The organism is Gordonia sp. VNK1 (assembly GCF_040049135.1).
In the GTDB taxonomy this organism is placed as follows: Bacteria; Actinomycetota; Actinomycetes; order Mycobacteriales; family Mycobacteriaceae; genus Gordonia; species Gordonia oleivorans.
The window spans coordinates 176,054-198,025 of sequence record NZ_JBDZDJ010000009.1 but is presented as its reverse complement, the minus strand read 5'-3'; the positions used below and the strand labels follow the sequence as shown (position 1 = coordinate 198,025).

Genomic DNA, 21,972 nt, shown 5'->3' with positions numbered 1-21,972 from the left:
GCTCCCCGTTTCGGTACAGATTGGAGCGAAACGCTACACCATGTGCCAGAAGTCGGGAAGGGCTGGGCGTTGCCCTAACTCGACGGGGCGGCGTGGGCCGCGAGGAAGTCGTCGACGATCCGCTCCCGGTCGGCCGCGGTCAGCCCGATGGTGCCGGAGAGCCGGGAGAAGACCAGCGGGCCGCCGAGTTGCAGGATCGCCAGGTCGTTGTCGATCTCGCCGAGTTCGGCGCGGGCGATATCGCTGTCGAAGAACCGGTCGAACGGTGCGCGATACTGCTGGACCACCTTCTCGCGCAGCTCGGCGAGCCGCTTCTCCCGCCCCGACGAGGGTTCGGGGGCGTTGGTGCTGATGGCGAGCCACGCCAGGCTGGTGAGGTGGATCGACGACGACTCGATGACCTCGGCGTGCCGGTTCAGCAGGTCGATGAGGCAGTCCCGGGCCGAGCCGTCGAAATCATCGGGTTCCACGGCGTCGGGCAGGAGCCGCTCGAAGGCCGCGGCCAGCAGATCGGTGGTGGTGTCGAAGTGCCGGTACAGGGTCGTGCGCGCCACCTTCGACGCCCGGCTCACCGCGTTCGCGGTGACCGCCTCCACTCCCCCGCTACGCAGCAATGCCACCGCCGCGTCGACCAGTCGGGCACGGGAACGCGCGCGCCGGGGATCGACGTCGTCGTCGATCCCCGGCGCGGAGGGCGGATTGCCGGTGGGCATTGGTCAAGGGTAACCGCGGGGTTCACCCACCAGGGCGGGGCTTTCAGAACGGGATCGCGCCGACCAGGCATCCGACCCCGAGCATCACCAGCGAGACCACCGCGGCCCGCCACAGCACCTTCTTGTGGTGATCGCCGAGGCCGACGCCGGCGAGGGCCACCAGCAGCAGGATCGCGGGGACCAGCGGAGACTGCATGTGGAAGGGCTGGCCGGTGATGGAGGCGCGGGCCATCTCGGTGGGGTCGATGCCGTAGCGGGTCGCGGTCTCCGACAGCACCGGCAGCACACCGAAGTAGAAGGCGTCGTTGCTCATCAGGAAGGTCAGCGGGATGGACAGGACGCCGATGACCACCGCCATGTGCGGGCCCATCCAACTCGGGATGCCGTCGGCGAGCCAGTGGGCGATCGCGTCGACCATCCCCGTTCCGCTGAACACTCCGGTCAGCACGGCGGCGGCGAGCACCATCGCGACCACCGAGACGATGCTGGAACTGTGCCGGGTGATGGCCTCCTGCTGATCCTTGAGATGCGGGAAGTTCACCGCGAGGGCCAGGGCGGCGAAGATCATGAACAGCACCGGGATGGCGACGATGTCGGCGCCCAGGATCGCCAGCAGCGCGATGGTGAGTCCGGCGTTGACCCAGAAGAGCTTGGGCCGCAATGTCTTCCGTTGCGGGTCGAGGATTCCGGTGAAGCTGGTCTCGCCGTCGGCGTCGGTCTCGTTCGGGTCGTAGGCGTGCACCGGGAGGTCGCCGGTGGACGGGGCGTCGGCGTTGGTGTGGCCGGTTGCGCCGGTGCCTGTTCCGGTACTGCCCGTTGCGCCACTGCCGGTGCCCGGGTTGCGGCCGCGTCGGAATCCGCCCCGACGCGGGGTGTCGGTGCCCGTGCCGGCGCCGGTTCCGGTTCCACCGCCGGCGAGGACGAGCTCTTCCTGCGGGGCGAGCAGCGAGTCCCTGATCTCGATGCGGCCGATGCGGCGCCGTTCGAGAACACCGAGGTGGTAGGCGAAGGCGAGCACCACCAGCATGCCGATGGCCAGGGCCGGGACCATCGGGAGGAAGACGTCGTTGGTGTCGATCTTGAGCGCACTCGCGGCGCGGGCGGTCGGGCCGCCCCACGGCAGGATGTTCATGGTGCCGTTGGCCAGGCCGGCGACGACGGTGAGGACGACCGGGGAGACGCCGAGTTTGAGGTAGAGCGGCAGCATCGCGGCGGTGGTGATGATGAACGTGGTCGAGCCGTCACCGTCGAGGGACACGATCGCCGCGAGCACCGCGGTACCGACGACGAGTCGCGCCGGATCGTTGCGGACCATCCGGACGATGAAGCGGACGATCGGGTCGAAGAGTCCGACGTCGATCATGATGCCGAAGAAGATGATCGCGAAGAACAGCATCGCCGCGGTGGGCGCGAGATCCTTGATGCCGTCCTTGATCATGTCGCTGATGCCGAGGCCGGCACCCGCGACCAGTCCGAACGCGACCGGCACGAGGATCAGCGCGACAACGGGTGTCGCGCGTTTGGTGATGATGAGGAACATGAAGGTGGCGACCATGGCCAACCCGAGAGCTACCAACATTTGCCTGACTTTCTGCCGTGGTTTCCGACGGTGACGCGGGGCGTGGCGTCGGCTACACATGAAGTCTGTGGGTAACTCAGGTCACAGTCACCCTTGTGCTCATTAGTCGGGTTTTGCGCATTGTGCGCACGCCGCGCCCAGCGGTGCGGAGGCAATCGTGCCGGGACGAGCATGATGGAGGGGTGCGAGTCCTGGTGGTCGACGACGACCGCAATGTGGCAGAGACCCTACGGCGAATGATGCTCGCCGAAGGCTGGGTCGTGGATGTCGCACATGACGGCCGGGCCGGCTTCGAGAAGGCCGTCGGCGGCGGCTTCGATGTGGCGATCCTCGACATCATGATGCCGGGACTCAACGGGTACGAACTGGTCCGGGACCTCCGTGCCGCCGGGATCTGGACGCCGGTGCTGATGCTGACGGCCAAGGACGGCGAATACGACCAGGCCGATGCGTTCGACTTCGGCGCCGATGACTACCTCACCAAGCCGTTCTCGTTCGTGGTGCTCATCGCCCGGCTGCGCGCACTCGCGCGGCGCGGTGCGCCGCAACGTCCCACTGTGCTCACGGCCGGATCGCTGCGGCTCGACCCGGCCGCACACACCGCGTCCCGGTGCGGCGACGACTTGACCTTGACCCCTCGTGAATTCGCCTTGCTCGAATTTCTGATGCAACACAAGGGCGAGGCGGTCACCAAGGCCGAGATCCTGGACTCCGTGTGGGACATCAACTATCGCGGCGACGAGAACGTGGTCGAGGTCTACATCAGTTATCTTCGGCGGCGCATCGACACCCCGTTCGGCTGCAAGGCGATCCAGACGGTGCGAGGCGTCGGGTATCGCCTCGCCGCCGACGGCGGCGGGTGAGGGCGGTCAGCTGCGGCCCACTCGACCCGGACGCGGGTGTTCGGAGGCGCCGCCGGAATGCCAGGGTTGTACCGGCAGGATGAAACCGACCGTGGCGCCGCCACCCGGGGTGTCGGCGATCCTGACCTCACCGTCATGTGCGCGGATGATCTCGGAGACGATCGCCAGACCCAGTCCCGATCCACCCCAACGACGTTCACGCGTGTTGTCGAGACGGACGAAACGTTCGGTGACACGGTCCTTGTCGGCATCGGGGATTCCGGGTCCGTTGTCGGCGACGGTGACCGACACCCGGGCACCGTCGTCGCTGAGCGTCATCGCCAGCGTCAGCCGATCCCGGGTGTGGCGGGCGGCGTTGTCGGCGAGGTTGCGCAGTGCCCGAGACAGCTTTTCCGCGTCACCACGCACGCGGACAGCGACGATCCGTGCCTCCACATGATGCCGACCGAGCGCCTCGAGACGATTCACTTCCGCGGTGCAGATCTCGTCGAGGTCGACATCGGTGATGCGCAGCGGAACACCGCTTTCGTCGGCCCGCGCGAGCAGCAACAGATCCGAGACCATCGACTGCAGGCGAAGTGCCTCGGGCAGCAGCACCGAGTCGACCGTCTCGGGATCGAGGGGTTGGTGTTTGCTCCGCGAAAGATCCAACAATCCGACCAGCGTCGTCAGCGGACTGTTCAGTTCGTGTGAGGCGTCATTGACGAAACGCATCTGTTGCGCGCGGGCGGTCTCGATGCGGTCGAGCATGTCGTTCATCGTGGTCGCCAGCGTGGCGATCTCGTCGCCGGTGCCCGGTACCGGAACACGTTGGTGCAGGTCGCCTCCCGAGATCTCCTCGACCTGACCGCGGATCAGGTCCACGGGTTTGAGTGCGCGTCCGACGAAGTAGTACGTCATCAGGGCCATGCCGATCACGATGATCGGGAACACGATGCAGCAGACGACAGCCGCGGTCAGGACCAACCAGTCGATCGGCCGCTCGAGAGCGCCGACCTCGACCGTCACCGGGCCGTCCGGTGTGTCCACCCCCAGCAGCGTCGCCCGGTACTCCGACCCCGACGGGCTCGTCGTGGCGTCGTCGACGGTGATCTCGGATCCGGCATCGACCCCGGGCCCGAGTGGCGTCGTGGAGTGGTTCAGACTCGACACCACCACGGTTCCCTCGGCATCCACGACCTGCACCACGTCGACGTTGCGGACCGGACTCAGAAGTGACTCGTCGAGCCCGGCGACGCCCTGCTCTTGCACCACCTCGGCGATCTCATGCGCCCGCGACTGTGTCGCGGCATCGGCTGCGTGCAGCAGCAGGTGACGCAGCACTAGGACGAGGACGACGGCCGCGATCGTAAGCGCGACGGTGACCAGAGTGGTCGCCACCAGGGTCAATCGGATGCGCACACCGCGAGTGCGTTCGGTCAACCAGGTGGGTACCAGGGATCGCACTCGCACATTCCGACAGTAACGGCCGGTGGTCGACGGTGATGCCGACGTCTCCGTACCGCACTCAGCGTCCACTAAGCGTTGCCGCGCCACGCTGGTCACATGTCCGTGCTCAATGGCCGCCGCGTGTCGGCGGGTGTCCTGCTGTTGCTCGTCTGTCTGGTCGGCCTCGTCCTCGCGTTCCGGAGTGGGCCGATCGGCATCGACCGGGCGGTGATGACCTGGTTCGTCGATCATCGCAGCCACGCTGCGGTGCCGGCGGTGTCCGCGTTCTCCGACCTCTTCGGTCCACTCCTGGTTGCGGTGTGGACGCTGGCGATCGCCGTGCTGTTCTTCCTGCGGGATCGCACCGTCGGCCGTTCGACCGCCATCGTGGCGGGTGTCGCATGTGCGGCGGTGGTGACCGAGGTCGTCAAACTCGTTGTCGCACGACCCCGACCACCGATGATCGACCACGTGGGTATCAGCGAGATGACCTACTCCTACCCTTCCGGCCACGTGACCGGCACCACCGCACTCGCCCTGACGACCGCTGTCGTCGCGACCGCCACCTCCGGCCGCCGCGCGAAGGTGTGGGCGGTGTCGGTGGCTGCTCTCGTCGGTGTCATAGGGGCCGCAACGCGCCTGTACCTCGGCGTCCACTGGTTCTCGGACGTCCTCGCGGCGTTCGCGGTGGCTACCGCGTCCGCGCTGGTGGTGCCCGGGGCGACCGACGCCGCGTTGCGTGAGATCCGCCGACGACTTCCGGCCACCCCGCCCGACTGGCTTGCCCCGGCCACCCGGCAGGCGGTCCCCACCCGAGGGCGCTGACCTGCGTCTGCCAGCGGTTCACGGGAAGCACCTGCCTCAGTCCGGCAGCATGGGAGCGTCGTCGCCGTGATGGCGGCCGAGGAGGACGCCACGGGTCAGCGCATCACGACCGAAGCGATCGCGCAGGGCGTCCATGGTGGCGTCGAGGTCGGAGGCGTGGAGTTCACCGGCGGGGACGTCGTCGAACGGGAGGGCCAGTTGCGGGTTGTCGGCGTCGTCGAGGTTGGCCAGGCTGAGCCCGATCAGGGTGCAGCCCCGCTCGGCGATCAGCGGCCGGGCGCCGTCGAAGAGTCCCCGCGCGCAGTCCATCAGCACATCGGTACGGTCGGTGGCCTCGGGCAGGGTGCGCGATCGGGTGACGGCGGTGAAGTCATGAAACCGTAAGCGCAGCACCATGGTCCGGCAGTAGCGGTCGGCGTTGCGCAACCGCTTGCCGAGTCGGTCGACGATGGCGATCAGGGTGGCCTCGATGTCGGCGGCGGACTTGTGCCCACGGCCGAGCGCTCGCTGCGAACCGATCGAACTGCGCCGACGGCCCGTCTCGACCCGCCGCGGATCGTGCGCGAGCGACAGGGCGAACAGGTGCCGTCCGGCACCGCCACCGACGATGCGGCACAACGACTTCTCGCCGATGCGGGCCATGTCGCCGACGGTGGTGATGCCCGCGTCGGCGAGCTTGCCCTCGGTGACCGGGCCGACGCCCCACAACCGCCGGACCGGCAACGGATGCAGGAACTCCAGTTCCCGGCCGGCCTCGACCTCGAGCAGGCCGTCCGGTTTGCCGACCGCACTGGCGACCTTCGCGAGGAACTTGCTGCGCGCCACCCCGACGGTGATGGGCAGTCCCACCTCGACGCGCACGCGTGTTCGCAGGGTTTCGGCGATCTGGACGGGAGTTCCCGCGGTGCGGCGCAGGCCCGCGACGTCGAGGAAGGCCTCGTCCACGGAGATGCCCTCGACCAGCGGCGTCGTGTCCCGGAAGATCTCGAACACCTCGCGGCTGGCCTGCATGTAGTCGTCGAAGCGGGGCCGCACCACCACCGCGTCGGGACACAGGGCGAGGGCGTCGCGGCCGCCCATCGGACTCCGCACGCCGCGGGCCTTGGCCTCGTAACTGGCGGCGAGCACCACGCCACCGCCGACGAGCACCGGACGACCGCGCAACGACGGGTCGTCACGCTGTTCGACCGAGGCGTAGAACGAGTCGAGGTCGGCGTGCAGGATCGACGCGTCCGGCCGGTCGGCGGTATGGATGCGGCCCATCGTGTCACTCCCGTCGAGTCGCCCCAGGGATGGGATCGAACAGATAGGCGAATGATAGCCGGTTCCTCCGACACGATCGGTGCTCAGCCGGCCGCGGACCGCGCCCGCTCCTCGTCGGTCCTCGCGCGCAGTTCGGGAGCATTGGCTACGACGAGCCACGCGGCGAGCGTCGCGAAGAGCACCGGAACGACCAGATTCCATTGCGGCACCACCGCGAGCGCGATGAACAGGCTCACCCAGCCGTTGCGGGTGGCGGCCACCACGATGCCGACCGTGGCGGCGGCCACCGCGTCGACCAGCGGAATGGACGTCCAGATCGTGTGAATACCGAAACCGAGTGCGACGCCGATGAAGACGGCCGGGAAGATCCGGCCGCCACGGAAACCGGCGGCCGCGGCGATCAGCAGGGCGAGGAGTTTGATACCGGCCATCACGAAGAAGCCCAGGGCGGTCGTCGAGCCGAGTTCCCCGGGTAGTTCCTTGGCCTGATCGAGGCCCTTGAACAGGGTGATCTCGCCGCCGAGTGCGCCGAGTGCGCCCAGCGCGAGTCCGGCGAGCGTCAGCAGCAGCACCGGGTTGGCGATCCGGTGCATCAGTCGGTGCAGCGGGTCGAAGACGAACGCGGCGACCACACCGAGCGCGGCCGCCACGACGGCGACGCCAATGGCGACGAGCACGTCGCGCAGACCGTCGAAGGAGTCGTCGGGCAGGCCGATCGACAGGCTCAGATCGGTGAATCGCAACATCACGAACGATCCGGTGGCGGCGGCCACCAGCGGCAGATACAGCCTGTTCCACAACGGGATACGCGAGTCCCCGGCATTGACCTCGGACAGCATCAGCGCCGCGGCCACCGGGGTACCGAACAGCGCGCCGATGGTGGCCGCGGTGGACAGTCCCAGCCAACGCTCGCCGCCCAGTGCGGGCAGCACCCGGACACCGATGGCGACGATGAGCGCGGCGTTGATCGCCATGATCGGGTTCTCCGGGCCCAGACTGACACCTCCGGCGAGGGTGAGCACCGTGGCGACGGTCAATCCGGGTACCGCGGACGGCGGCAGGGGACGCGACACCAGTTCGACGGTGGCCGGATCCTCGCCGGCGTGGCCGGGTGCGTACCGGATGACCAGGCCGACGAGCAGGCCGGTCGCCGTCAGGATCGTCAGCGTCCACCACCAGGTGTCGGCGGTGGCGCCGACCGTCGACGCGAGGTCGTCCCAGATGAGTCGCTGCAGGAACTCGGCCAGCGCCGAGATGCCCCACAGGCCGAGCGCGCAGACGGCGCCGACGGCGAGGGCCACCGGCGTCAGGGCAAGGAGCCGGCCGACTGGTACCCGCACCGACCCCTCAGTGGATGGCTCTGGCGTTTCACTCACAGAGCGATTGTGGTCGATTGGGTAGACGGATTGGGTAGACAGGTGGACATGCACCCGCAATCCTCCCGTCCCGTTGCGCCTCCACTGTCCGAGTTGCGACGCCGGACCAGTGCGAAGTGGCGCACCTATCCCGACGACGTGCTGCCGTTGTTCGTCGCGGAGATGGACTACGGACTCGCGCCGGTGGTCGCCGAGGCGATGGTGGATCTGATCCGGACCTCGGATCTGGGCTACGCCGAGTCCGCGGGCCCGGCCGGTCCGGCGTTCGCCGGGTTCGCGCGACGACGATGGGGCTGGGACGTCGCACCCGAGGACGTGCACCCGACCACCGACGTGAGCGTGGTGATCGTCGAAGCCCTGCGGGTGGCGATCACCCCCGGTGACCCGGTGATCATCACGCCGCCGGTGTATCCGCCGTTCTTCGATCTCATTCCCGAGGCCGGCGGGCAGCCGGTGACGGTGCCGCTGGTACGCGATGACGCCCGGACGACCGGACATCGGCTGGATCTGGACGGGATCTCGGCCGCCTTCGCGTCCGGGGCTCGCGCAATCCTGTTGTGCCATCCGCACAATCCACTCGGGCTGGTCCACCCGCGCGGTGACCTCGAGGCGCTGGCAGAGCTGGCCGCCGAGCACGGGGCGGTGGTGCTCAGCGACGAGATCCACGCGCCGCTGGTGCATCCCGGAACCGAGTTCGTGCCATTCCTGGCGGTGAGCGACACCGCGCGCGACGTCGGGATCGCGGCGGAGTCGGCGAGCAAGGCGTTCAATCTCGCCGGTGCGAAATGTGCGCTGACCGTCGTCGGCGGCAACCCGATGCGGGCCCTGATCGACCGGCAACCCGAGGAGGTCGCGTTCCGCACCAGCATCCTCGGGCGGGCCGCCACCGCGGCGGCCTTCGAGCACGGCGACGACTGGCTCGACGCCACCCTCGTGGTGCTCGGCGAGAGTTTCGACCTGCTGGATCAGCTTGTCGTGCAACACCTTCCGCAGGTCCGGTGGCGGCGCCCACAAGCGTCATACCTGGCCTGGCTGGACTTCCGAGCCACCGGCCTCGGTGACGATCCCGGCATCCCCATCCTCGACGACGGCCGCGTCGCCCTGCACCGCGGACCCGCATTCGGGTTGCAGGGCAACGGCTTTGCCCGACTCAACGTGGCCTGCTCGGCGGAGGTGCTCACCGAGGCGGTCGAGCGGATCGGGCGGGTGGTGGGCGGGTAGGTGGGCGCTGTCACTGCGTGGGAGAGCGCTGTCAGCGTGGGCGCGAGCGCCGTCACTGAACAAGCGAGCGCCGTCAGCTCCGCTGCGCTCGCAGCACCACGTCGTTGATGTGGTGTCCGCCGCCGGCGGGCCGCCCCCGTTCCCGGGTCTCGTGGGTGTGGATCGTCCAGCCGTCGCCCAACATTTTGGCGATGTCTCCGGGTTGGACGTAGTCGTCCGGGTCGAAGCCGTGGGCTCGCACGCCTTCGGGTGCGTGCGCGACGACGAGCAGCGTCCCACCGGGCCCGACGGCGTCGATCAGCTTGCGTGCGACGTGGACGTCGGTGGCCTTGATCGGGAAGTAGTGTGCGGTCACCAGCCCGAAGTCGCGGCCGGGGACGTCGTCGGCGGTCAGGTCGGCACGGACCCAGGTGATGGCCTCGCGCGGATCGATCTCCCGGGCGCGGTCAATGGCGACCTGGGAGATGTCGAGGGCGATCACCTGCCAACCCTGATCGGCCAGCCAGCGGGCGTCGGCGCCCTCACCCGATCCGACCTCCAGCGCGGTGCCCGGTTCGAGGTCCGAAACCTCTACGGGCAGAGCCGGATTGACGTCAGATGTCCAGAGCTTCCCGGCGTCGCGGTACCGCGCATCCCATTCGTCGGCACTGTGCGGATTCTTGTCCGAATGGACGTCTGTGTGGTGGTTCTCGGTGGTCATGACGCCACTGTGACACGGCGACCGGCCGTCGTCGAGGCTCCTTGCGCGCTCGGCAAGAACGGGCAGACTGGTGCTCATGGCCTTCCCCATTCGTATCGGTGTCCAGATCCAGCCCCAGCACGCCCCCGACTACTCACTCATCCGTGATGCGGTCCTGCGCGCCGAAGACGCCGGCGTCGACGTCGTCTTCAACTGGGATCACTTCTATCCGCTCTACGGCGACCCCGACGGCGCCCACTTCGAATGCTGGACGATGCTCGGCGCGTGGGCCGAGCAGACCGAACGCGTCGAGATCGGCGCCTTGGTGACCTGCAACTCCTACCGCAATCCCGAACTGCTCGCCGACATGGCGCGCACCGTCGACCACATCTCCGGCGGTCGGCTCATCCTCGGTATCGGTGCGGGCTGGTTCCAGAAGGACTACGACGAGTACGGCTACGAATTCGGCACGCCCGGAACTCGACTCGCCGATCTCAGCGAGGCCCTGCCACGCATCGATGCCCGGCTGAAGAAACTCAATCCGGCACCGACCCGCCACATCCCGGTCCTCATCGGGGGTAGCGGCGAGAAGAAGACCCTGCGGTATGTCGCCGAATACGGCGATGCCTGGCACGGCTTCAACGACGTGGAGACCTACCGGCACAAGTCGAAGGTGCTCGCCGAGCATTGCGCCGCGGTGGGCCGCGATCCCGAGGACATCGAGCGGTCGGCCGGGGTCCAGTACAAGGGCGACGTCGACGAACTGCTGCGCAGCGCCGACGCGATCAGCGCCGAGGGCGTGACGTTGCTGACCGTCGGGATCACCGGACCCGACTACGACATGACCCCGCTCGAGGCGCTGTGCCGCTGGCGCGGATGATGACTCACTGAACTCAAGAATCATCAGGGAGCGGGGCCCGCAGAGTCCGAGGAGACGACGATGTCGGCGATCTGGGTGGTGGCGATCATCGCGGCCGCGGTCTGCGTGTGTTGCTGGGTGGCGTCGCTGATCACCGGCGACACGTCCTGGGTCGACCGCATCTGGTCGGTCGTGCCGGTCGTCTACCTGTGGGTGTTCTGCGGTGCCGCCGGATTCGACGACCCGCGCCTGCTGGTGATGGCGATCCTGGTGACCCTGTGGGGTGCGCGGTTGACGTTCAACTTCGCGCGCCGCGGCGGGTACTCGGGCATGGAGGACTACCGCTGGCAGATCCTGCGGTCCAAGATGAGCGGCCCGCAGTTCGGGCTGTTCAACCTGTTCTTCATCGTCATCTACCAGAATCTGCTGCTGGTGCTGATCACGCTGCCGGCCAACACCGCCCTGCATCACCAGGGCGGTTTCGGTGTGCTCGACGTCGTCCTGGCGATGCTGTTCCTGGCCTTCCTGGCCGGCGAGACCGTCGCCGACCAGCAGCAGTGGGCGTTCCACGCCCGCAAGGCCGCGGACGTCGCGGCGGGTCGGGAGCCGGCCTCGCGGTTCGTGCGCACCGGGCTGTTCCGCTACTGCCGGCATCCGAACTACTTCTGCGAGCAGGCGCAGTGGTGGGTGATCTATGCGTTCGGGGCGTCGGCGGCGGGTTCGGTACTGCAACCGAGCATCGTCGGCGCGGTGCTGCTGACCGTGTTGTTCATCGGATCGACGAGGTTCACCGAGTCGATCACCGTGTCCAAGTACCCGGAGTACGCCGACTACCAGCGCAGCACCTCCGGATACTTTCCGCTGCCACCGCGCAGACACACGCAGGTTGCCTGACCCACCGATCCGGTCGGGGGTAGTGACTATCTTGTTCCCATGGGTTGCGCACGAGTGTCCGGACCTGTCCGTGCCGCGCTGACTGTGGTGGTGAGCGCTGCCGCGTTGCTGCTGTGCCTGCTCACCGCCGGTTTCGCGGCCGCCGAACCGCCGTCCCGGCTTCCCGAGCCGGTGTCCGACCCGGCCGACGTGCTCACCGAATCCCAACGCGCCGAGGTCGAGCGGGCCGTCGACGAACTCTCCGACAAGCACAACGTGCAGCTGTGGGTGGTCTACGTGAAGACCTTCGACGGTCTGGACACCACCACCTGGGCGCAGCAGACGATCGCGCTCAGCGAGCTCGGCAATCAGGATCTGCTGCTCGCGGTTGCGACCGATGACCGCGCCTACCGGTTCACGGTTCCCGACAACGCATCGACCACCGATCTGACCAACGAGGATCTGGCGTCGATCGCGCAGGACGACATCGTCCCCGCGCTGCGCCGGCAGGACTGGGCCGGGGCGGCCATCGGCGCGGCCAACGGCGTCAGTTCGACCCTCGATCCGTCCTATACCGGCTACCTGGTGGCCGGCGGGGTCGGCGCGGTCGCGGTGGTCGGCGGCGGTGGTGCGTGGGCCTACTCGCGGCGCCGCAAGCGCCAACAGGTCGAGGCCGGCGTGGAGGCCGTCAGGGATCAGGAACTGACCGCCGATCAGCTGGCGGCGCAGCCGCTGGAGGTGCTCGATCCGTGGTCGCGGGAGGTGCTCACCGACACCGACAACGCGATCCGCACCAGCGACGAGGAACTCCGGCTGGCGGTCGGCGAGTTCGGCGAGGGGCAGACGGCGCCGTTCCGGTCGGCGGTCGACGCCGCCAAGGCGGCGCTCGCGTCGTCGTTCGCGCTGCGGCAACGTCTCGACGACAACATCCCCGAGACCCCCGACGAACAGCGCTCGATGCTGGTGCAGATCATCACCACCTGCACCGACGCCGACCGCGCCCTCGACGAGCAGGTCGCCGCGTTCGACGAGATGCGCAATCTGCTGATCAACGCGCCGGCGCGGTTCGACGAGCTCACCCGCCGGGTCGTCGACCTGCATACCCGGGCCGATGCGTCCGAGCAGCAGTTGAGCGGACTCGTCGCCCGGCACGGTGAGCAGACGTGCACCTCGATCCTGCAGAACGTGGTGCTCGCGCGGCAGGAGATCGAGTTCGCCGAGCGCAGCGCCGATCAGGGCCGGTCGGCCATCGCCCGCCCGGCCGGTGAACAGGGACCGGCCGTCGCCGACATCCGCGCCGCCGAGGGCGCGATCGCCCAGGCCGACAAACTCCTCGACGCCATCGACAACGCCGAGGGCAACATCGCCGCCGCGCACAGCCGGATGGGTTCGCTGATCGCCGAGGTGGAGGGCGAGATCGCGGAGGCCGCCGCGCTGACCGCCGACGGCGGGCCCGGCCTGGCGACCGCGGTGACGGCGGCGTCGACGGCATTGTCAGATGCGAAGACCCGGTCGGACAGTGATCTGCTCGGCACCTTCACCGCCCTCGTCGACGCCGACGCCGACCTCGATGACGCACTGGAAGCGGCGCGTGGCGCGGCCGCCGAACGCACCCGCCGCGCCGAAGTGCTGTCGGCGGCACTGACCGCCGCCGAGGCCAAGGTGTCGGCGGCGCGGGACTTCATCGGCACCCGGCGCGGTGCCGTGCAGTCGGTGGCACGCACCCGGCTGTCGGAATCCGAACGGCTCCTGCAGGCCGCCCGCGACGCGTCGGCCACCGATCCGTTCACCGCGACCGACTCGGCGCGACGGGCCGGTGCCCTCGCCGATCAGGCGCTGATGACGGCCCAGGGTGACGTGGTCAGCTGGCAGCAGGGGCAGCAGCGCTCGTCCGGGTCGTCGGCGGCCGGGGCGGTCCTCGGCGGCATCCTCGTGGACAGCTTCCTGCGTGGCAGCATGCGCGGCGGCGGTTTCGGAGGTGGATTCGGCGGTGGTGGCTACACCAGCGGAGGTCGCAGTCCCGGGTCGTTCGGCGGGTCGTCGAGCTCGGGTCGGATCGGGGTCGGCGGGCGGTTCTGATTGTCCGGTTCTCGGGCGGTGCCCGCAGCCGTCCCTACTGCCACGCCCGAGTTCGCGTCGGGCTACGTCGTCGGGCTACGTCGCGAAGTCCGGGGACGACGATGCGGGGTCGGCATCGGCGGGCGGACCATCATCGGCACCGGAAGCCGGTTCGGATCGGAGCTTGGGCGGTGCACTGGGCACCGGCGTGGCCTGCTGCCGTCCCCACATGAAGTAGGCGATCGGGCCGAGGAAGTTGACGAAGCCGGCGGCGACCCACGCCCCCTTGGGTCCGCGCACCAGGTGGTCGGGCCGTAACCACAGGTCGCGCATCGCGGCCACCTGCAGGGCGATCTGTGCTGTCGCGCCACCGATGATCAGCGCTCGCGAACGGGTGGACAGTTCGGTGAACCGCTTCTTTCGGCGTCGCGTCATATATGTCACAGTAGTCCCGACTTTTACTTCGAGTCTCTAAGTATTAGAGTTACGAAGTGTGATGGCGACCAAGGACGACAACGTGGCAGTGGCTCGGCGGCTGCGGCCCGCGGTCACCCGGCTGTATCTGATGATGCGTCGCCACACCCCGATCCCCGAGTACACCGCGGCACAGGCATCCGGCATGGCCACCCTGCTCGACCACGGGCCGATGCGGATGGGCGAGTTCGCCGACCGCGAATCGATCCGGATGCCGACCGCCACCAGCCTCATCGACGGACTCATCCGCGACGGGCTGGTGCAACGCGAACGCGATCCGGCCGACCGCCGTGCGGTTCTGGTGTCGGTGACCGATCACGGTCATGCGGTCCTCGACCGGGTTCGGGCCCAACGCGATGACGCCCTGGCCGTCGCCATCGCAGCGCTCTCCGACGACGACCGCGCCGCGCTGGCCGCCGCCGCACCGGCCCTGCAGGCCCTCCACGAATCACTCGAGGGTGCTGTGCAATCGAAAAACGTCCACCGATAGACACACCGTCAGCGAGGAGAACAATGACCACCACCTCGACGACGCCGGCCCAGAGTTCCGACGCCGCAACACCTTCCGATCAGCCCCACGACGAGCACTCGCTGCTCGCGACCTTTGCCCGGCAACCGAGAACCGTCTGGGTGACCGCCTTCGCCGCGGTCATCGCCTTCATGGGCATCGGCTTGGTCGACCCGATCCTCAACAGCATCGCCGAGGCACTCAACGCCCCGCCGGACAAGCTGACCCTGCTGTTCGGTGTCTACGTCGGGGTGCAGTGCGTGGCCATGCTGATCACCGGATGGTCGGCGTATCGGTTCGGCCCGAAGCGAACCCTGACCGTCGGACTGTCACTGATTGTCGTCGCCGCGGGAATCTCGGCCTTTGCCAACGGAATCGACCAGCTGATCGCCTACCGCGTCATCTGGGGATTGGGTAATGCGCTGTTCATCGCGACCGCGCTGGCCTTCATCGTCAGCTCCGCCAAGGGCAGTCAGCACGGCGCGATCATGCTCTACGAGGCGGCACTCGGCGTCGGCCTGGCCGTCGGCCCGCTATTGGGTGCGATCCTCGGCTCGTGGACCTGGCGTGCACCTTTCGGCGGTACCGCCATCCTGATGCTGATCGGCGCCGTCCTGTGCGCAGTGATGTTGCCCGCCGACGGCCCGCGCACCGAACGCCAGCCCGTGCGGATCATCGATCCGCTCAAGGCACTACGCAACCGCACACTGCTGATCACCTCGATCGGTTCGGCCTTCTACACCGGTGCCCTGTTCACCGTCATCGCGTGGGCCCCGATCGCCATGGGGCTCAAGCCGATCTGGGCCGGACTCATCTTCTTCGGCTGGGGTCTGCTGACCGCGCTGGCCGGTGTGTTCGTGGCTCCTCGCCTCGCCGAGAAGATCGGCCAGCGCGGTGGTGTGATGACGGCGATCGCCACCTACGCCGTCGTCATGGCCCTGGCCGGCATCGGCACCTTTGCCGGCCAGGTGTGGCTGATCGGTCTGGCCGTCGTCCTCTCCGGTATCCCGTCGGGCGTGCTCAACACGCTGTTCACCGGCGTCGCCATGTCCTCGGGTGACGCGAGCACCCCGCGGTCGGTGTCGAGTGCCGGCTACTCGTTCCTGCGCTGGGCCGGCGCCGCGGTCGCCGCGGTGCTCGTCGCCCATCTGGCCGAATGGTTCTCGTCGGTGGCCGCTCCGTGGTGGTTCGCCGCCGGGTACTGCGTCGTCGCCGTCATCGCGGTGAGCTTCGTGACCACCAAGGCCGCCGAAGCGCATGACGTCGACGAGGATGCCGCCCTGATCGGAGCCGAGGAGTACTGAGCCGTACCGCTTCTGATACAACCGGGATGAATAGCAACAGCAACGTCAATTATTGACGCGAGCAGTGCTATTCATCCCGGTTGTATTCGCTTGTCCCGTGAGTGGATCAGTCCAGCCAGTCCAGCACCGACGCAGCCGTCCAGCTCTGCTGCATACTGCCGAGTGGTTCCCCGGTGAACGGTTCGTAGTACTCGGCGAACGCCCCGTCGGTGGCCTGCCGCAAACCCTCGTCGCGTAGCCGGGCCGAGCGTTCCGGCCAGCCACGCCGCGCGAACGCCCAACTGAACAGCCACGTCATCACCGGCCACACCGGGCCACGCCAATACTCCCGTGGCCGGAAGTCGTTGGAGATCGGCGACGTCGACGGCGGTACCGCGTAGCGCAGGTCGGGGTGACCGCAGAACCGAGGACCGTCGAACAGGCGCATCAACGCGCGCTCGGAATCGCGGGACAGTCCACCGCACAGCAACGGCGCGAACTGGGCGATCGTCTCGGTGGTGATCCACCTGTTCGCGCGGAGATCGAAATCCCGTGCCGCACCGTTTCTCTCGTTGGAGGCCGCGACCACGCCGGCCCGGAACCGATCCGCCCAGGCCCGCAGATCGCGGACATCGGCGCGGGGCTTCGAGTAGTCCTCGCCGATCGTCGCGAGGACGTCACAGGCGAGCGCGAAGATCGCGCTGACGAAGACGTCCTCGACGGCGAAGCTCATCACCTTGGGGAGCAGAGCGTCGTCGTAGTTGGCGCGCTTCATCTCCTCGACGAGCCAGATGTAGCGGTCGTACTCGAGATCGGTTGGCCGCATCGACAGGTCGGTGACGTGGTCGAGGTCGGCGCGCTGGAACGGTGGGAGGTCGTCACCCGGCGTGACGCCCGCGTAGGGCTTGTCCCAGCGCGGGGAGTTGTCCATCCCTGATTCCCACCCGTGATAGATGGTGATGCGGCCCCGGCCGTTGGGGTCCCGGGCGTGCGCGAGCCACCGATGCCACCGCACCAGCGAACCCCACCGGCGGTCGATGAACTCGTTGGCCACCTGACGGGTGGTGCGCCCATGACGTCGCGAGTGATCGAGGATGCGCTGCACCGCGATCGCGTGCACCGGCGGCTGGGTGATGCCGGAGGTGTCGGGGTAATCCGGCGAGCAGTCGGCCAGCCGCGCGCACTCCCACCGGCGTGGACCCGGGAAGTAGCCGTCGCGACCGTTGGCGAACACGATGTGCGGGATCATCCCGTTGGTCCACTGCGCCGAGAGCAGCGTGTCCATCTCGATGACGGCGCGCTCCACCGACAACGGGGCCAACCCGACCGTGACGAACGCCGCATCCCAGCTCCACATATGCGGGTAGAGCCGGGGTGCGGCACTGGTCATCGTGCCCAGGTCGTTGCCCCGCAGCAGATACGCGGCACGCGCCGCGAGCTGCGTCGGGGTGAATCCATAGCGCGCCACGCGTCGATTCTGCCCCGCGGACCCCGATGCCGCCGGGCGAGCGCAGTCGCGCGCTCTAGGCTCGACCCCATGCCCACCGCACTGATCACCGGCGCGAGCCGCGGACTCGGCGCCGAGATCGCCCGGCAACTCGCCCCCACCCACGACCTGCTGCTCGGCGGCCGACCGTCGGCCGAGCTGGATACCTTGACCACGCAGCTCGACGGCGCCTCGACCTTTCCGGTGGAGCTGACCGACCACGACGCCGTCGAGGCCGCCGCGGAGGCCATCACCTCCCTCGACGTGCTGGTGCACAACGCCGGGGTGGGCAGCAGCCTGTCACCGGTCGGCGGGACACCCGCCGACGAGTGGCGTCACGTCCTCGAGGTGAACCTGATCGCCGCGGCCGAGCTCACCCGGCTGCTGCTCCCGGCACTGCGAGCGGCGGGCGGGCACGTCGTCTTCATCAACTCCGGTGCCGGTCAACGCGCCAATCCCGGGTGGGCGCCGTACGCGGCGAGCAAGTTCGGGCTGCGCGCGCTGGCCGACGCCCTGCGGGCCGAGGAACCGGACCTGCGAGTCACCTCGGTGTTCCCCGGCCGCATCGACACCGACATGCAACGCGACCTCATCGCCATCGAGGGCAAGGAGTACGACGCGTCGCAGTTCCTCGCCCCGACGACGGTGGCCGCGGCCGTGGTGATGGCGATCCACACGCCTGCCGACGCCCACCCCACCGAGATCGTGCTGCGGCCGACCGGACGTCGGTGACGCTTCAGGGCGTCACAACTGGACCAGGTCGGAGGCCTGCCACACCGCACGCATCGAGGTGATCTTGCCGTCGGCGTCGAACACCATGATGTCGACCGGGGTGATCTCGAAGCGCATCCCGGAGGTGCCGGTGACCAGGGTGAACTCGAAGACCGCGGTGTCGCCGGCGGTCTTCTTCCACTTCAGGGTCGCGGTGCGCTCGTCCATGCCGGTGATCACCGAGTAGAACTCCACCAGTTGCTCGCGGGTGGTGCGGATGTCGGCGCCGATCGGATCCTCGACCGTGGCGCCGGCGGCGTACAGATCGGCGATCTGTTCGGCGGTGCCGCTGGTGAGGTACTCGATGTAGTTCTCGACGACGGCGTTGATCTTGTCGCTGAGTTCGGCTGTGGTGTCCTGCTCGACGGTCATGGGTGCCCTTCCGGTGAAACGAGAACGTGTTCTAGTTTCACCGTAGCAGTGGCAGCCCGCTCAGCCGAGCCGTTCGTAGATCGTCGCGTTGGCCAGACCGCCCGCCTCGCACATCGTCTGCAGCACGTACCGGCCACCGATCTGCTCGAGGGCGTTGACGGCCGTTGTCGCCACGCGCGCGCCGCTGGCGCCGAGGGGGTGGCCGATCGCGATCGCTCCGCCGTGCACGTTGACCCGGTCGAGGTCGACGCCGAGGTCGCGCGCCCAGGCCAGTACGACCGGCGCGAACGCCTCGTTGACCTCGAACAGGTCGATGTCGGCGAGGGACAGGCCGGCCTTCGCGAGGACCTTGCGGGTAGCCGGGATGATCGCCGTGAGCATCACCAGGGGATCGGCGCCGGCGACCGCCATCGTGTGTACCCGCACGCGCGGGCGCAGGCCGAGCGCTGCGGCCCGTTCCTCGCTCATCACGAGCACGGCGGCCGAACCGTCACTGATCTGGCTCGCGTTGGCCGCCGAGATCACCCAGTCGATCTCGGCGAACCGCGCCCCGATCGCCGGGTCGTGGTAGGCCGGTGGCAGCGCCGACAGTTGCCCGAGGGTCGAGCCGACCCGGATTCCCTCGTCGGCGGTGAGCCCGGCCAGGGGCGCGATCTCGTTGTCGAAACGTCCGTCCTTGGTCGCAGCGGCCGCCAACTCGTGTGAGCGCAAAGAGAACTCGTCGATGGCGGACTTGCCGATGCCCCAGCGCGCCGCGATCAGCTCCGCGGAGATGCCTTGTCCCACCAGACCGTCGGGGTAGCGCGCGTCAAAGGCGACTCCATCGAGATCGGTGACGCCTGCCGCGGCCGATCCCATCGGCACCCGCGACATCGATTCCACTCCGGCCGCGACGACGACGTCGTTGACACCGGCCATGATGCTCTGTGCGGCAAAGGCGATTGCCTGTTGACCACTTCCGCATTGCCTGTCCACGGTGACACCCGGAACCGACTCGGGATATCCCGCGGCGAGCAGGCCGCGACGGGCGATGTTGAAGGATTGCTCACCGGCCTGGGTGACCGCCCCGGTGATCACGTCGTCGATGTCGGATGGGTCGATTTCGTTACGCGACAAGATCTCTCGAAGTGAATGCGCGAGCAGGTCGACGGGATGCACGTCGTGCAGGGCTCCGGAGGGCTTACCCTTGCCGACCGGGGTTCGGACGGCGTCGACGATTACAGCAGTGGTCATGATCAATCTCCTTGCATCAGTGGTTATTACATAGGGGGGGTTCACTACATCAGGGGGCTACTGCGCACCGGGGATACTCGGGTCCACGCGATTGCCGGGAACGGGTGTGGCGGCGTTGTGCGGGCCGCGGTCCCGTGTCGTGACGGTGACGCCGGCGTAGGCGGTCAACGCGGCGGCTCCGGCGATGGCCGCGATGATCCACCACGACACGCTGCGCGCCAGCCCTCCGGCGAGAACGGCGACGAGCACACTCGTGCCGATCGTGGTGCCGAACTGTCTGCCCATGGTGACGACGGCGCTCCCGCGCGCCGCCACGGCCGATGACAGTTCCTGCGTTGCGCCCGCCAGCAGGGCGGGAATGGTCAGTCCGACGCCGATCCCACCGAGGAGCCATCCCGGCAAGAAGCATGCTGCGTACGAATCATGCAGCGCGACAACCGACGTGGAGGTACCGATCACGATGCTGCCGGCGGCCCAGATCAGCGATCCGAGTGCGGCGAGCGGCCACGGCGAGATATGTGCCGCCCGACGGCCGACCAGCACCGTCACCACCGGCACCATCAGCGGTCCGGGCGCGATGGCGAGTCCGCTGAGCAGTACCGAATAGCCCCAGTCCTGCTGCAGCAACAGGATGGCGTTGAGCAGTCCGGCGGCGAATGCGACGCTGAAGATCAGCATCGCCATCGCACCGACGGTGAACCGCCGATCGTCGAACAGTTGCCGTGGGATGAGTGCCTCGGTCGCCCGGCGATCGACGACGACGAAGACCGCCGCACAGACCACTGCCGCCACGAGCACCACGATCGATGTCGGCGCTCCCCAGCCCCAACTGTCGCCGTTGATCAGATACAGGACCGCCAGAGCGCTCGCCGTCGCCAACAGCACCGAACACAGCAGCGTTCGCACCACCGGGCCCGGGGCTCGTCGACGTTGTGCGGCTTCCGGATCCGTCGCGAACACACGCAACGCGAGCAGGATGGAGGCGATCCCCAACGGCACGTTGATGACGAACGCCATGCGCCAGCTGATCTCGACGAGGACGCCACCCACCACCGGGCCCAGTGCCGCCGCCATGCCCGACGTAGCCGCCCAGATCCGCATGCCCGCCGCGCGTCGGTGTGCCGGCAGCGAGGTGACCAGCAGCGACATGCTCGCGGGCGTCAGCGCTGCCGCGCCGACCGCCTGCAGCACGCGCGCGCCGATCAGCACACCGAGCGTCGGCGCCGCGGCCGCCAGGGCCGACCCGGCCGTGAAGACGAGCACTCCGGTGATGAATCCGCGGCGGTTGCCCACCCGATCGCTCCACGATCCGAGTGGGATGAGCAGCGCGGCGAAGGCGATCGCGTACGCCGACAGCGTCCAGCTGATCGTCCCCAGGTCGGCACCGGGGAACTCGTGCGCCAACTGATCGAAGGCGACGTTGACGACGAACAAGTCGAGTGCCACCAGAAACGGTGCGCCGCACGCCACCGTCAGCAGCCACTTCTGACTATTAAATTCCATAGCCAGATGTCTACACCCTGACTATTGCTGGGTCAAGTCAGAGTAGGATGGATGCATGGATCTGACCGGACCCCTCGCCGACCGCGACAGGTGGCAGGCTCGGCACTGCTCGATCGACAAGGCCATGGGCGTCGTCGGCACCCGGTCGGCGATGCTGATCCTGCGCGAGGCCTTCTACGGCGCAACCCGATTCGACGAGTTCGCCCGGCGGGTCGGCATCACCGACGCCGTCGCCTCCGCGCGATTGCGAGAACTCACCGACGCCGGCATCTTCGTCAAGGTCCCCTACCGGGAGCCGGGCAGCCGCGCGCGCAACGAGTACCAACTCACCGAGATGGGCCGTGACCTGCTCCCCGTCGTCCTCGGGCTGATGCAGTGGGGCAACCGGTACCTGCAGGACGACGGCGGACCGCTGCGGCTCAACTCGGTCGATGACGGCACTCCCGTCACCGTCGAGATCCGTTCCGCCGACGGGCAGCGGCTCGGCTCCGACGACATTGCCGTCTCCGTCGCGCCCCACGTCATGCGATCAAACGATCGGGACTGACGCCGCGTCGGCAGGCGGGGCAGAGTTGGGTGTTTGATATGTTCGCCGACACGTTGGC

General features: G+C 68.3%; 21 protein-coding genes. 10 read left to right on the top strand and 11 right to left on the bottom strand.

What is annotated here, in order from left to right; all coding sequences use genetic code 11:
- Positions 1-74 precede the first annotated feature (74 nt).
- The gene (locus ABLE94_RS13780; RefSeq protein WP_348809025.1) at positions 75-713 is read right to left on the bottom strand and encodes a TetR/AcrR family transcriptional regulator; all 639 of its coding nucleotides are present in this window, start codon (positions 711-713) and stop codon (positions 75-77) included.
- Positions 714-756: 43 nt separating this feature from the next.
- Positions 757-2,292: a CitMHS family transporter gene (locus ABLE94_RS13775; protein ID WP_348809024.1), complete on the bottom strand. Its 1,536-nt coding sequence runs from the start codon at positions 2,290-2,292 to the stop codon at positions 757-759.
- Between the two features lie 182 nt (positions 2,293-2,474).
- Between ABLE94_RS13775 and ABLE94_RS13770 the strand changes: the two genes are divergently transcribed.
- Positions 2,475-3,155 (top strand): response regulator transcription factor, encoded by a 681-nt coding sequence (locus ABLE94_RS13770; RefSeq protein ID WP_348809023.1) that lies wholly within the window; start codon positions 2,475-2,477, stop codon positions 3,153-3,155.
- 6 nt (positions 3,156-3,161) lie between these two features.
- Here ABLE94_RS13770 and ABLE94_RS13765 read toward each other — a convergent pair whose 3' ends face one another.
- Positions 3,162-4,607, bottom strand: coding sequence for a sensor histidine kinase (locus tag ABLE94_RS13765; RefSeq protein WP_348809022.1), 1,446 nt, complete (start codon positions 4,605-4,607; stop codon positions 3,162-3,164).
- Positions 4,608-4,700: 93 nt separating this feature from the next.
- Between ABLE94_RS13765 and ABLE94_RS13760 the strand changes: the two genes are divergently transcribed.
- On the top strand, positions 4,701-5,408 hold the full coding sequence (locus tag ABLE94_RS13760; protein WP_348805484.1) for a phosphatase PAP2 family protein: 708 nt from the start codon (positions 4,701-4,703) through the stop codon (positions 5,406-5,408).
- 36 nt (positions 5,409-5,444) lie between these two features.
- Here ABLE94_RS13760 and dinB read toward each other — a convergent pair whose 3' ends face one another.
- Together dinB and ABLE94_RS13750 are read right to left on the bottom strand one after the other, a co-directional pair.
- Positions 5,445-6,671, bottom strand: a complete 1,227-nt coding sequence (gene dinB / locus ABLE94_RS13755) for a DNA polymerase IV (protein WP_348809021.1) — start codon at positions 6,669-6,671, stop codon at positions 5,445-5,447.
- Between the two features lie 83 nt (positions 6,672-6,754).
- Positions 6,755-8,047, bottom strand: a complete 1,293-nt coding sequence (locus ABLE94_RS13750) for an ion channel protein (protein ID WP_348809020.1) — start codon at positions 8,045-8,047, stop codon at positions 6,755-6,757.
- Positions 8,048-8,095: 48 nt separating this feature from the next.
- Here ABLE94_RS13750 and ABLE94_RS13745 point away from each other — a divergent pair, with 48 nt between their 5' ends.
- The gene (locus tag ABLE94_RS13745; RefSeq protein ID WP_348809019.1) at positions 8,096-9,268 is read left to right on the top strand and encodes a MalY/PatB family protein; all 1,173 of its coding nucleotides are present in this window, start codon (positions 8,096-8,098) and stop codon (positions 9,266-9,268) included.
- 73 nt (positions 9,269-9,341) lie between these two features.
- Here the strand turns inward: ABLE94_RS13745 and ABLE94_RS13740 are convergent, their stop codons facing one another.
- Positions 9,342-9,968: a class I SAM-dependent methyltransferase gene (locus tag ABLE94_RS13740; protein ID WP_348805480.1), complete on the bottom strand. Its 627-nt coding sequence runs from the start codon at positions 9,966-9,968 to the stop codon at positions 9,342-9,344.
- A 76-nt stretch (positions 9,969-10,044) separates the two neighbouring features.
- Here ABLE94_RS13740 and ABLE94_RS13735 point away from each other — a divergent pair, with 76 nt between their 5' ends.
- From ABLE94_RS13735 to ABLE94_RS13725, 3 genes are read left to right on the top strand one after another with little or no spacing between them, the layout of a single operon-like run.
- Complete coding sequence (locus ABLE94_RS13735; RefSeq protein ID WP_348805479.1) at positions 10,045-10,827, top strand: LLM class F420-dependent oxidoreductase; 783 nt, start codon at positions 10,045-10,047, stop codon at positions 10,825-10,827.
- Between the two features lie 60 nt (positions 10,828-10,887).
- Positions 10,888-11,700: a DUF1295 domain-containing protein gene (locus ABLE94_RS13730; protein ID WP_348805478.1), complete on the top strand. Its 813-nt coding sequence runs from the start codon at positions 10,888-10,890 to the stop codon at positions 11,698-11,700.
- Positions 11,701-11,739: 39 nt separating this feature from the next.
- On the top strand, positions 11,740-13,758 hold the full coding sequence (locus tag ABLE94_RS13725; protein ID WP_425476199.1) for a TPM domain-containing protein: 2,019 nt from the start codon (positions 11,740-11,742) through the stop codon (positions 13,756-13,758).
- Positions 13,759-13,833: 75 nt separating this feature from the next.
- Here ABLE94_RS13725 and ABLE94_RS13720 read toward each other — a convergent pair whose 3' ends face one another.
- A complete protein-coding gene (locus ABLE94_RS13720) occupies positions 13,834-14,172 on the bottom strand; it encodes a PLD nuclease N-terminal domain-containing protein (protein ID WP_348809018.1) in 339 nt (112 codons plus the stop codon).
- A 61-nt stretch (positions 14,173-14,233) separates the two neighbouring features.
- Between ABLE94_RS13720 and ABLE94_RS13715 the strand changes: the two genes are divergently transcribed.
- Together ABLE94_RS13715 and ABLE94_RS13710 are read left to right on the top strand one after the other, a co-directional pair.
- Positions 14,234-14,701 carry a MarR family winged helix-turn-helix transcriptional regulator gene (locus ABLE94_RS13715; protein WP_348805516.1) on the top strand — a complete coding sequence of 156 codons (468 nt, stop codon included), beginning with the start codon at positions 14,234-14,236 and terminating at the stop codon, positions 14,699-14,701.
- A gap of 23 nt (positions 14,702-14,724) precedes the next feature.
- Positions 14,725-16,023, top strand: coding sequence for an MFS transporter (locus ABLE94_RS13710; protein ID WP_348809017.1), 1,299 nt, complete (start codon positions 14,725-14,727; stop codon positions 16,021-16,023).
- Between the two features lie 106 nt (positions 16,024-16,129).
- On the opposite strand, the gene ggh is transcribed toward ABLE94_RS13710, so the two are convergent.
- Positions 16,130-17,470, bottom strand: coding sequence for a glucosylglycerate hydrolase (gene ggh / locus ABLE94_RS13705; RefSeq protein ID WP_348805475.1), 1,341 nt, complete (start codon positions 17,468-17,470; stop codon positions 16,130-16,132).
- A gap of 69 nt (positions 17,471-17,539) precedes the next feature.
- Between ggh and ABLE94_RS13700 the strand changes: the two genes are divergently transcribed.
- On the top strand, positions 17,540-18,220 hold the full coding sequence (locus ABLE94_RS13700) for an SDR family oxidoreductase (RefSeq protein WP_348805474.1): 681 nt from the start codon (positions 17,540-17,542) through the stop codon (positions 18,218-18,220).
- A gap of 12 nt (positions 18,221-18,232) precedes the next feature.
- Here ABLE94_RS13700 and ABLE94_RS13695 read toward each other — a convergent pair whose 3' ends face one another.
- From ABLE94_RS13695 to ABLE94_RS13685, 3 genes are read right to left on the bottom strand one after another with little or no spacing between them, the layout of a single operon-like run.
- Positions 18,233-18,631, bottom strand: a complete 399-nt coding sequence (locus tag ABLE94_RS13695) for a nuclear transport factor 2 family protein (protein WP_348809016.1) — start codon at positions 18,629-18,631, stop codon at positions 18,233-18,235.
- 60 nt (positions 18,632-18,691) lie between these two features.
- Positions 18,692-19,864, bottom strand: coding sequence for a thiolase family protein (locus ABLE94_RS13690; protein ID WP_348809015.1), 1,173 nt, complete (start codon positions 19,862-19,864; stop codon positions 18,692-18,694).
- A gap of 57 nt (positions 19,865-19,921) precedes the next feature.
- Positions 19,922-21,367 (bottom strand): MFS transporter, encoded by a 1,446-nt coding sequence (locus ABLE94_RS13685; RefSeq protein ID WP_348809014.1) that lies wholly within the window; start codon positions 21,365-21,367, stop codon positions 19,922-19,924.
- 55 nt (positions 21,368-21,422) lie between these two features.
- Here ABLE94_RS13685 and ABLE94_RS13680 point away from each other — a divergent pair, with 55 nt between their 5' ends.
- Complete coding sequence (locus tag ABLE94_RS13680) at positions 21,423-21,914, top strand: winged helix-turn-helix transcriptional regulator (protein WP_348809013.1); 492 nt, start codon at positions 21,423-21,425, stop codon at positions 21,912-21,914.
- Positions 21,915-21,972 lie beyond the last annotated feature (58 nt).

Bases quoted from the DNA above. Each gene is read 5' to 3' on its own strand.
- ABLE94_RS13780 (WP_348809025.1), bottom strand. From the start codon at position 713: ATGCCCACCGGCAATCCGCCCTCCGCGCCGGGGATCGACGACGACGTC.
- ABLE94_RS13775 (WP_348809024.1), bottom strand. From the start codon at position 2,292: ATGTTGGTAGCTCTCGGGTTGGCCATGGTCGCCACCTTCATGTTCCTC.
- ABLE94_RS13760 (WP_348805484.1), top strand. From the start codon at position 4,701: ATGTCCGTGCTCAATGGCCGCCGCGTGTCGGCGGGTGTCCTGCTGTTG.
- dinB (WP_348809021.1), bottom strand. From the start codon at position 6,671: ATGGGCCGCATCCATACCGCCGACCGGCCGGACGCGTCGATCCTGCAC.
- ABLE94_RS13745 (WP_348809019.1), top strand. From the start codon at position 8,096: ATGCACCCGCAATCCTCCCGTCCCGTTGCGCCTCCACTGTCCGAGTTG.
- ABLE94_RS13740 (WP_348805480.1), bottom strand. From the start codon at position 9,968: ATGACCACCGAGAACCACCACACAGACGTCCATTCGGACAAGAATCCG.
- ABLE94_RS13735 (WP_348805479.1), top strand. From the start codon at position 10,045: ATGGCCTTCCCCATTCGTATCGGTGTCCAGATCCAGCCCCAGCACGCC.
- ABLE94_RS13730 (WP_348805478.1), top strand. From the start codon at position 10,888: ATGTCGGCGATCTGGGTGGTGGCGATCATCGCGGCCGCGGTCTGCGTG.
- ABLE94_RS13725 (WP_425476199.1), top strand. From the start codon at position 11,740: ATGGGTTGCGCACGAGTGTCCGGACCTGTCCGTGCCGCGCTGACTGTG.
- ABLE94_RS13720 (WP_348809018.1), bottom strand. From the start codon at position 14,172: ATGACGCGACGCCGAAAGAAGCGGTTCACCGAACTGTCCACCCGTTCG.
- ABLE94_RS13715 (WP_348805516.1), top strand. From the start codon at position 14,234: ATGGCGACCAAGGACGACAACGTGGCAGTGGCTCGGCGGCTGCGGCCC.
- ABLE94_RS13710 (WP_348809017.1), top strand. From the start codon at position 14,725: ATGACCACCACCTCGACGACGCCGGCCCAGAGTTCCGACGCCGCAACA.
- ABLE94_RS13700 (WP_348805474.1), top strand. From the start codon at position 17,540: ATGCCCACCGCACTGATCACCGGCGCGAGCCGCGGACTCGGCGCCGAG.
- ABLE94_RS13695 (WP_348809016.1), bottom strand. From the start codon at position 18,631: ATGACCGTCGAGCAGGACACCACAGCCGAACTCAGCGACAAGATCAAC.
- ABLE94_RS13690 (WP_348809015.1), bottom strand. From the start codon at position 19,864: ATGACCACTGCTGTAATCGTCGACGCCGTCCGAACCCCGGTCGGCAAG.
- ABLE94_RS13685 (WP_348809014.1), bottom strand. From the start codon at position 21,367: ATGGAATTTAATAGTCAGAAGTGGCTGCTGACGGTGGCGTGCGGCGCA.
- ABLE94_RS13680 (WP_348809013.1), top strand. From the start codon at position 21,423: ATGGATCTGACCGGACCCCTCGCCGACCGCGACAGGTGGCAGGCTCGG.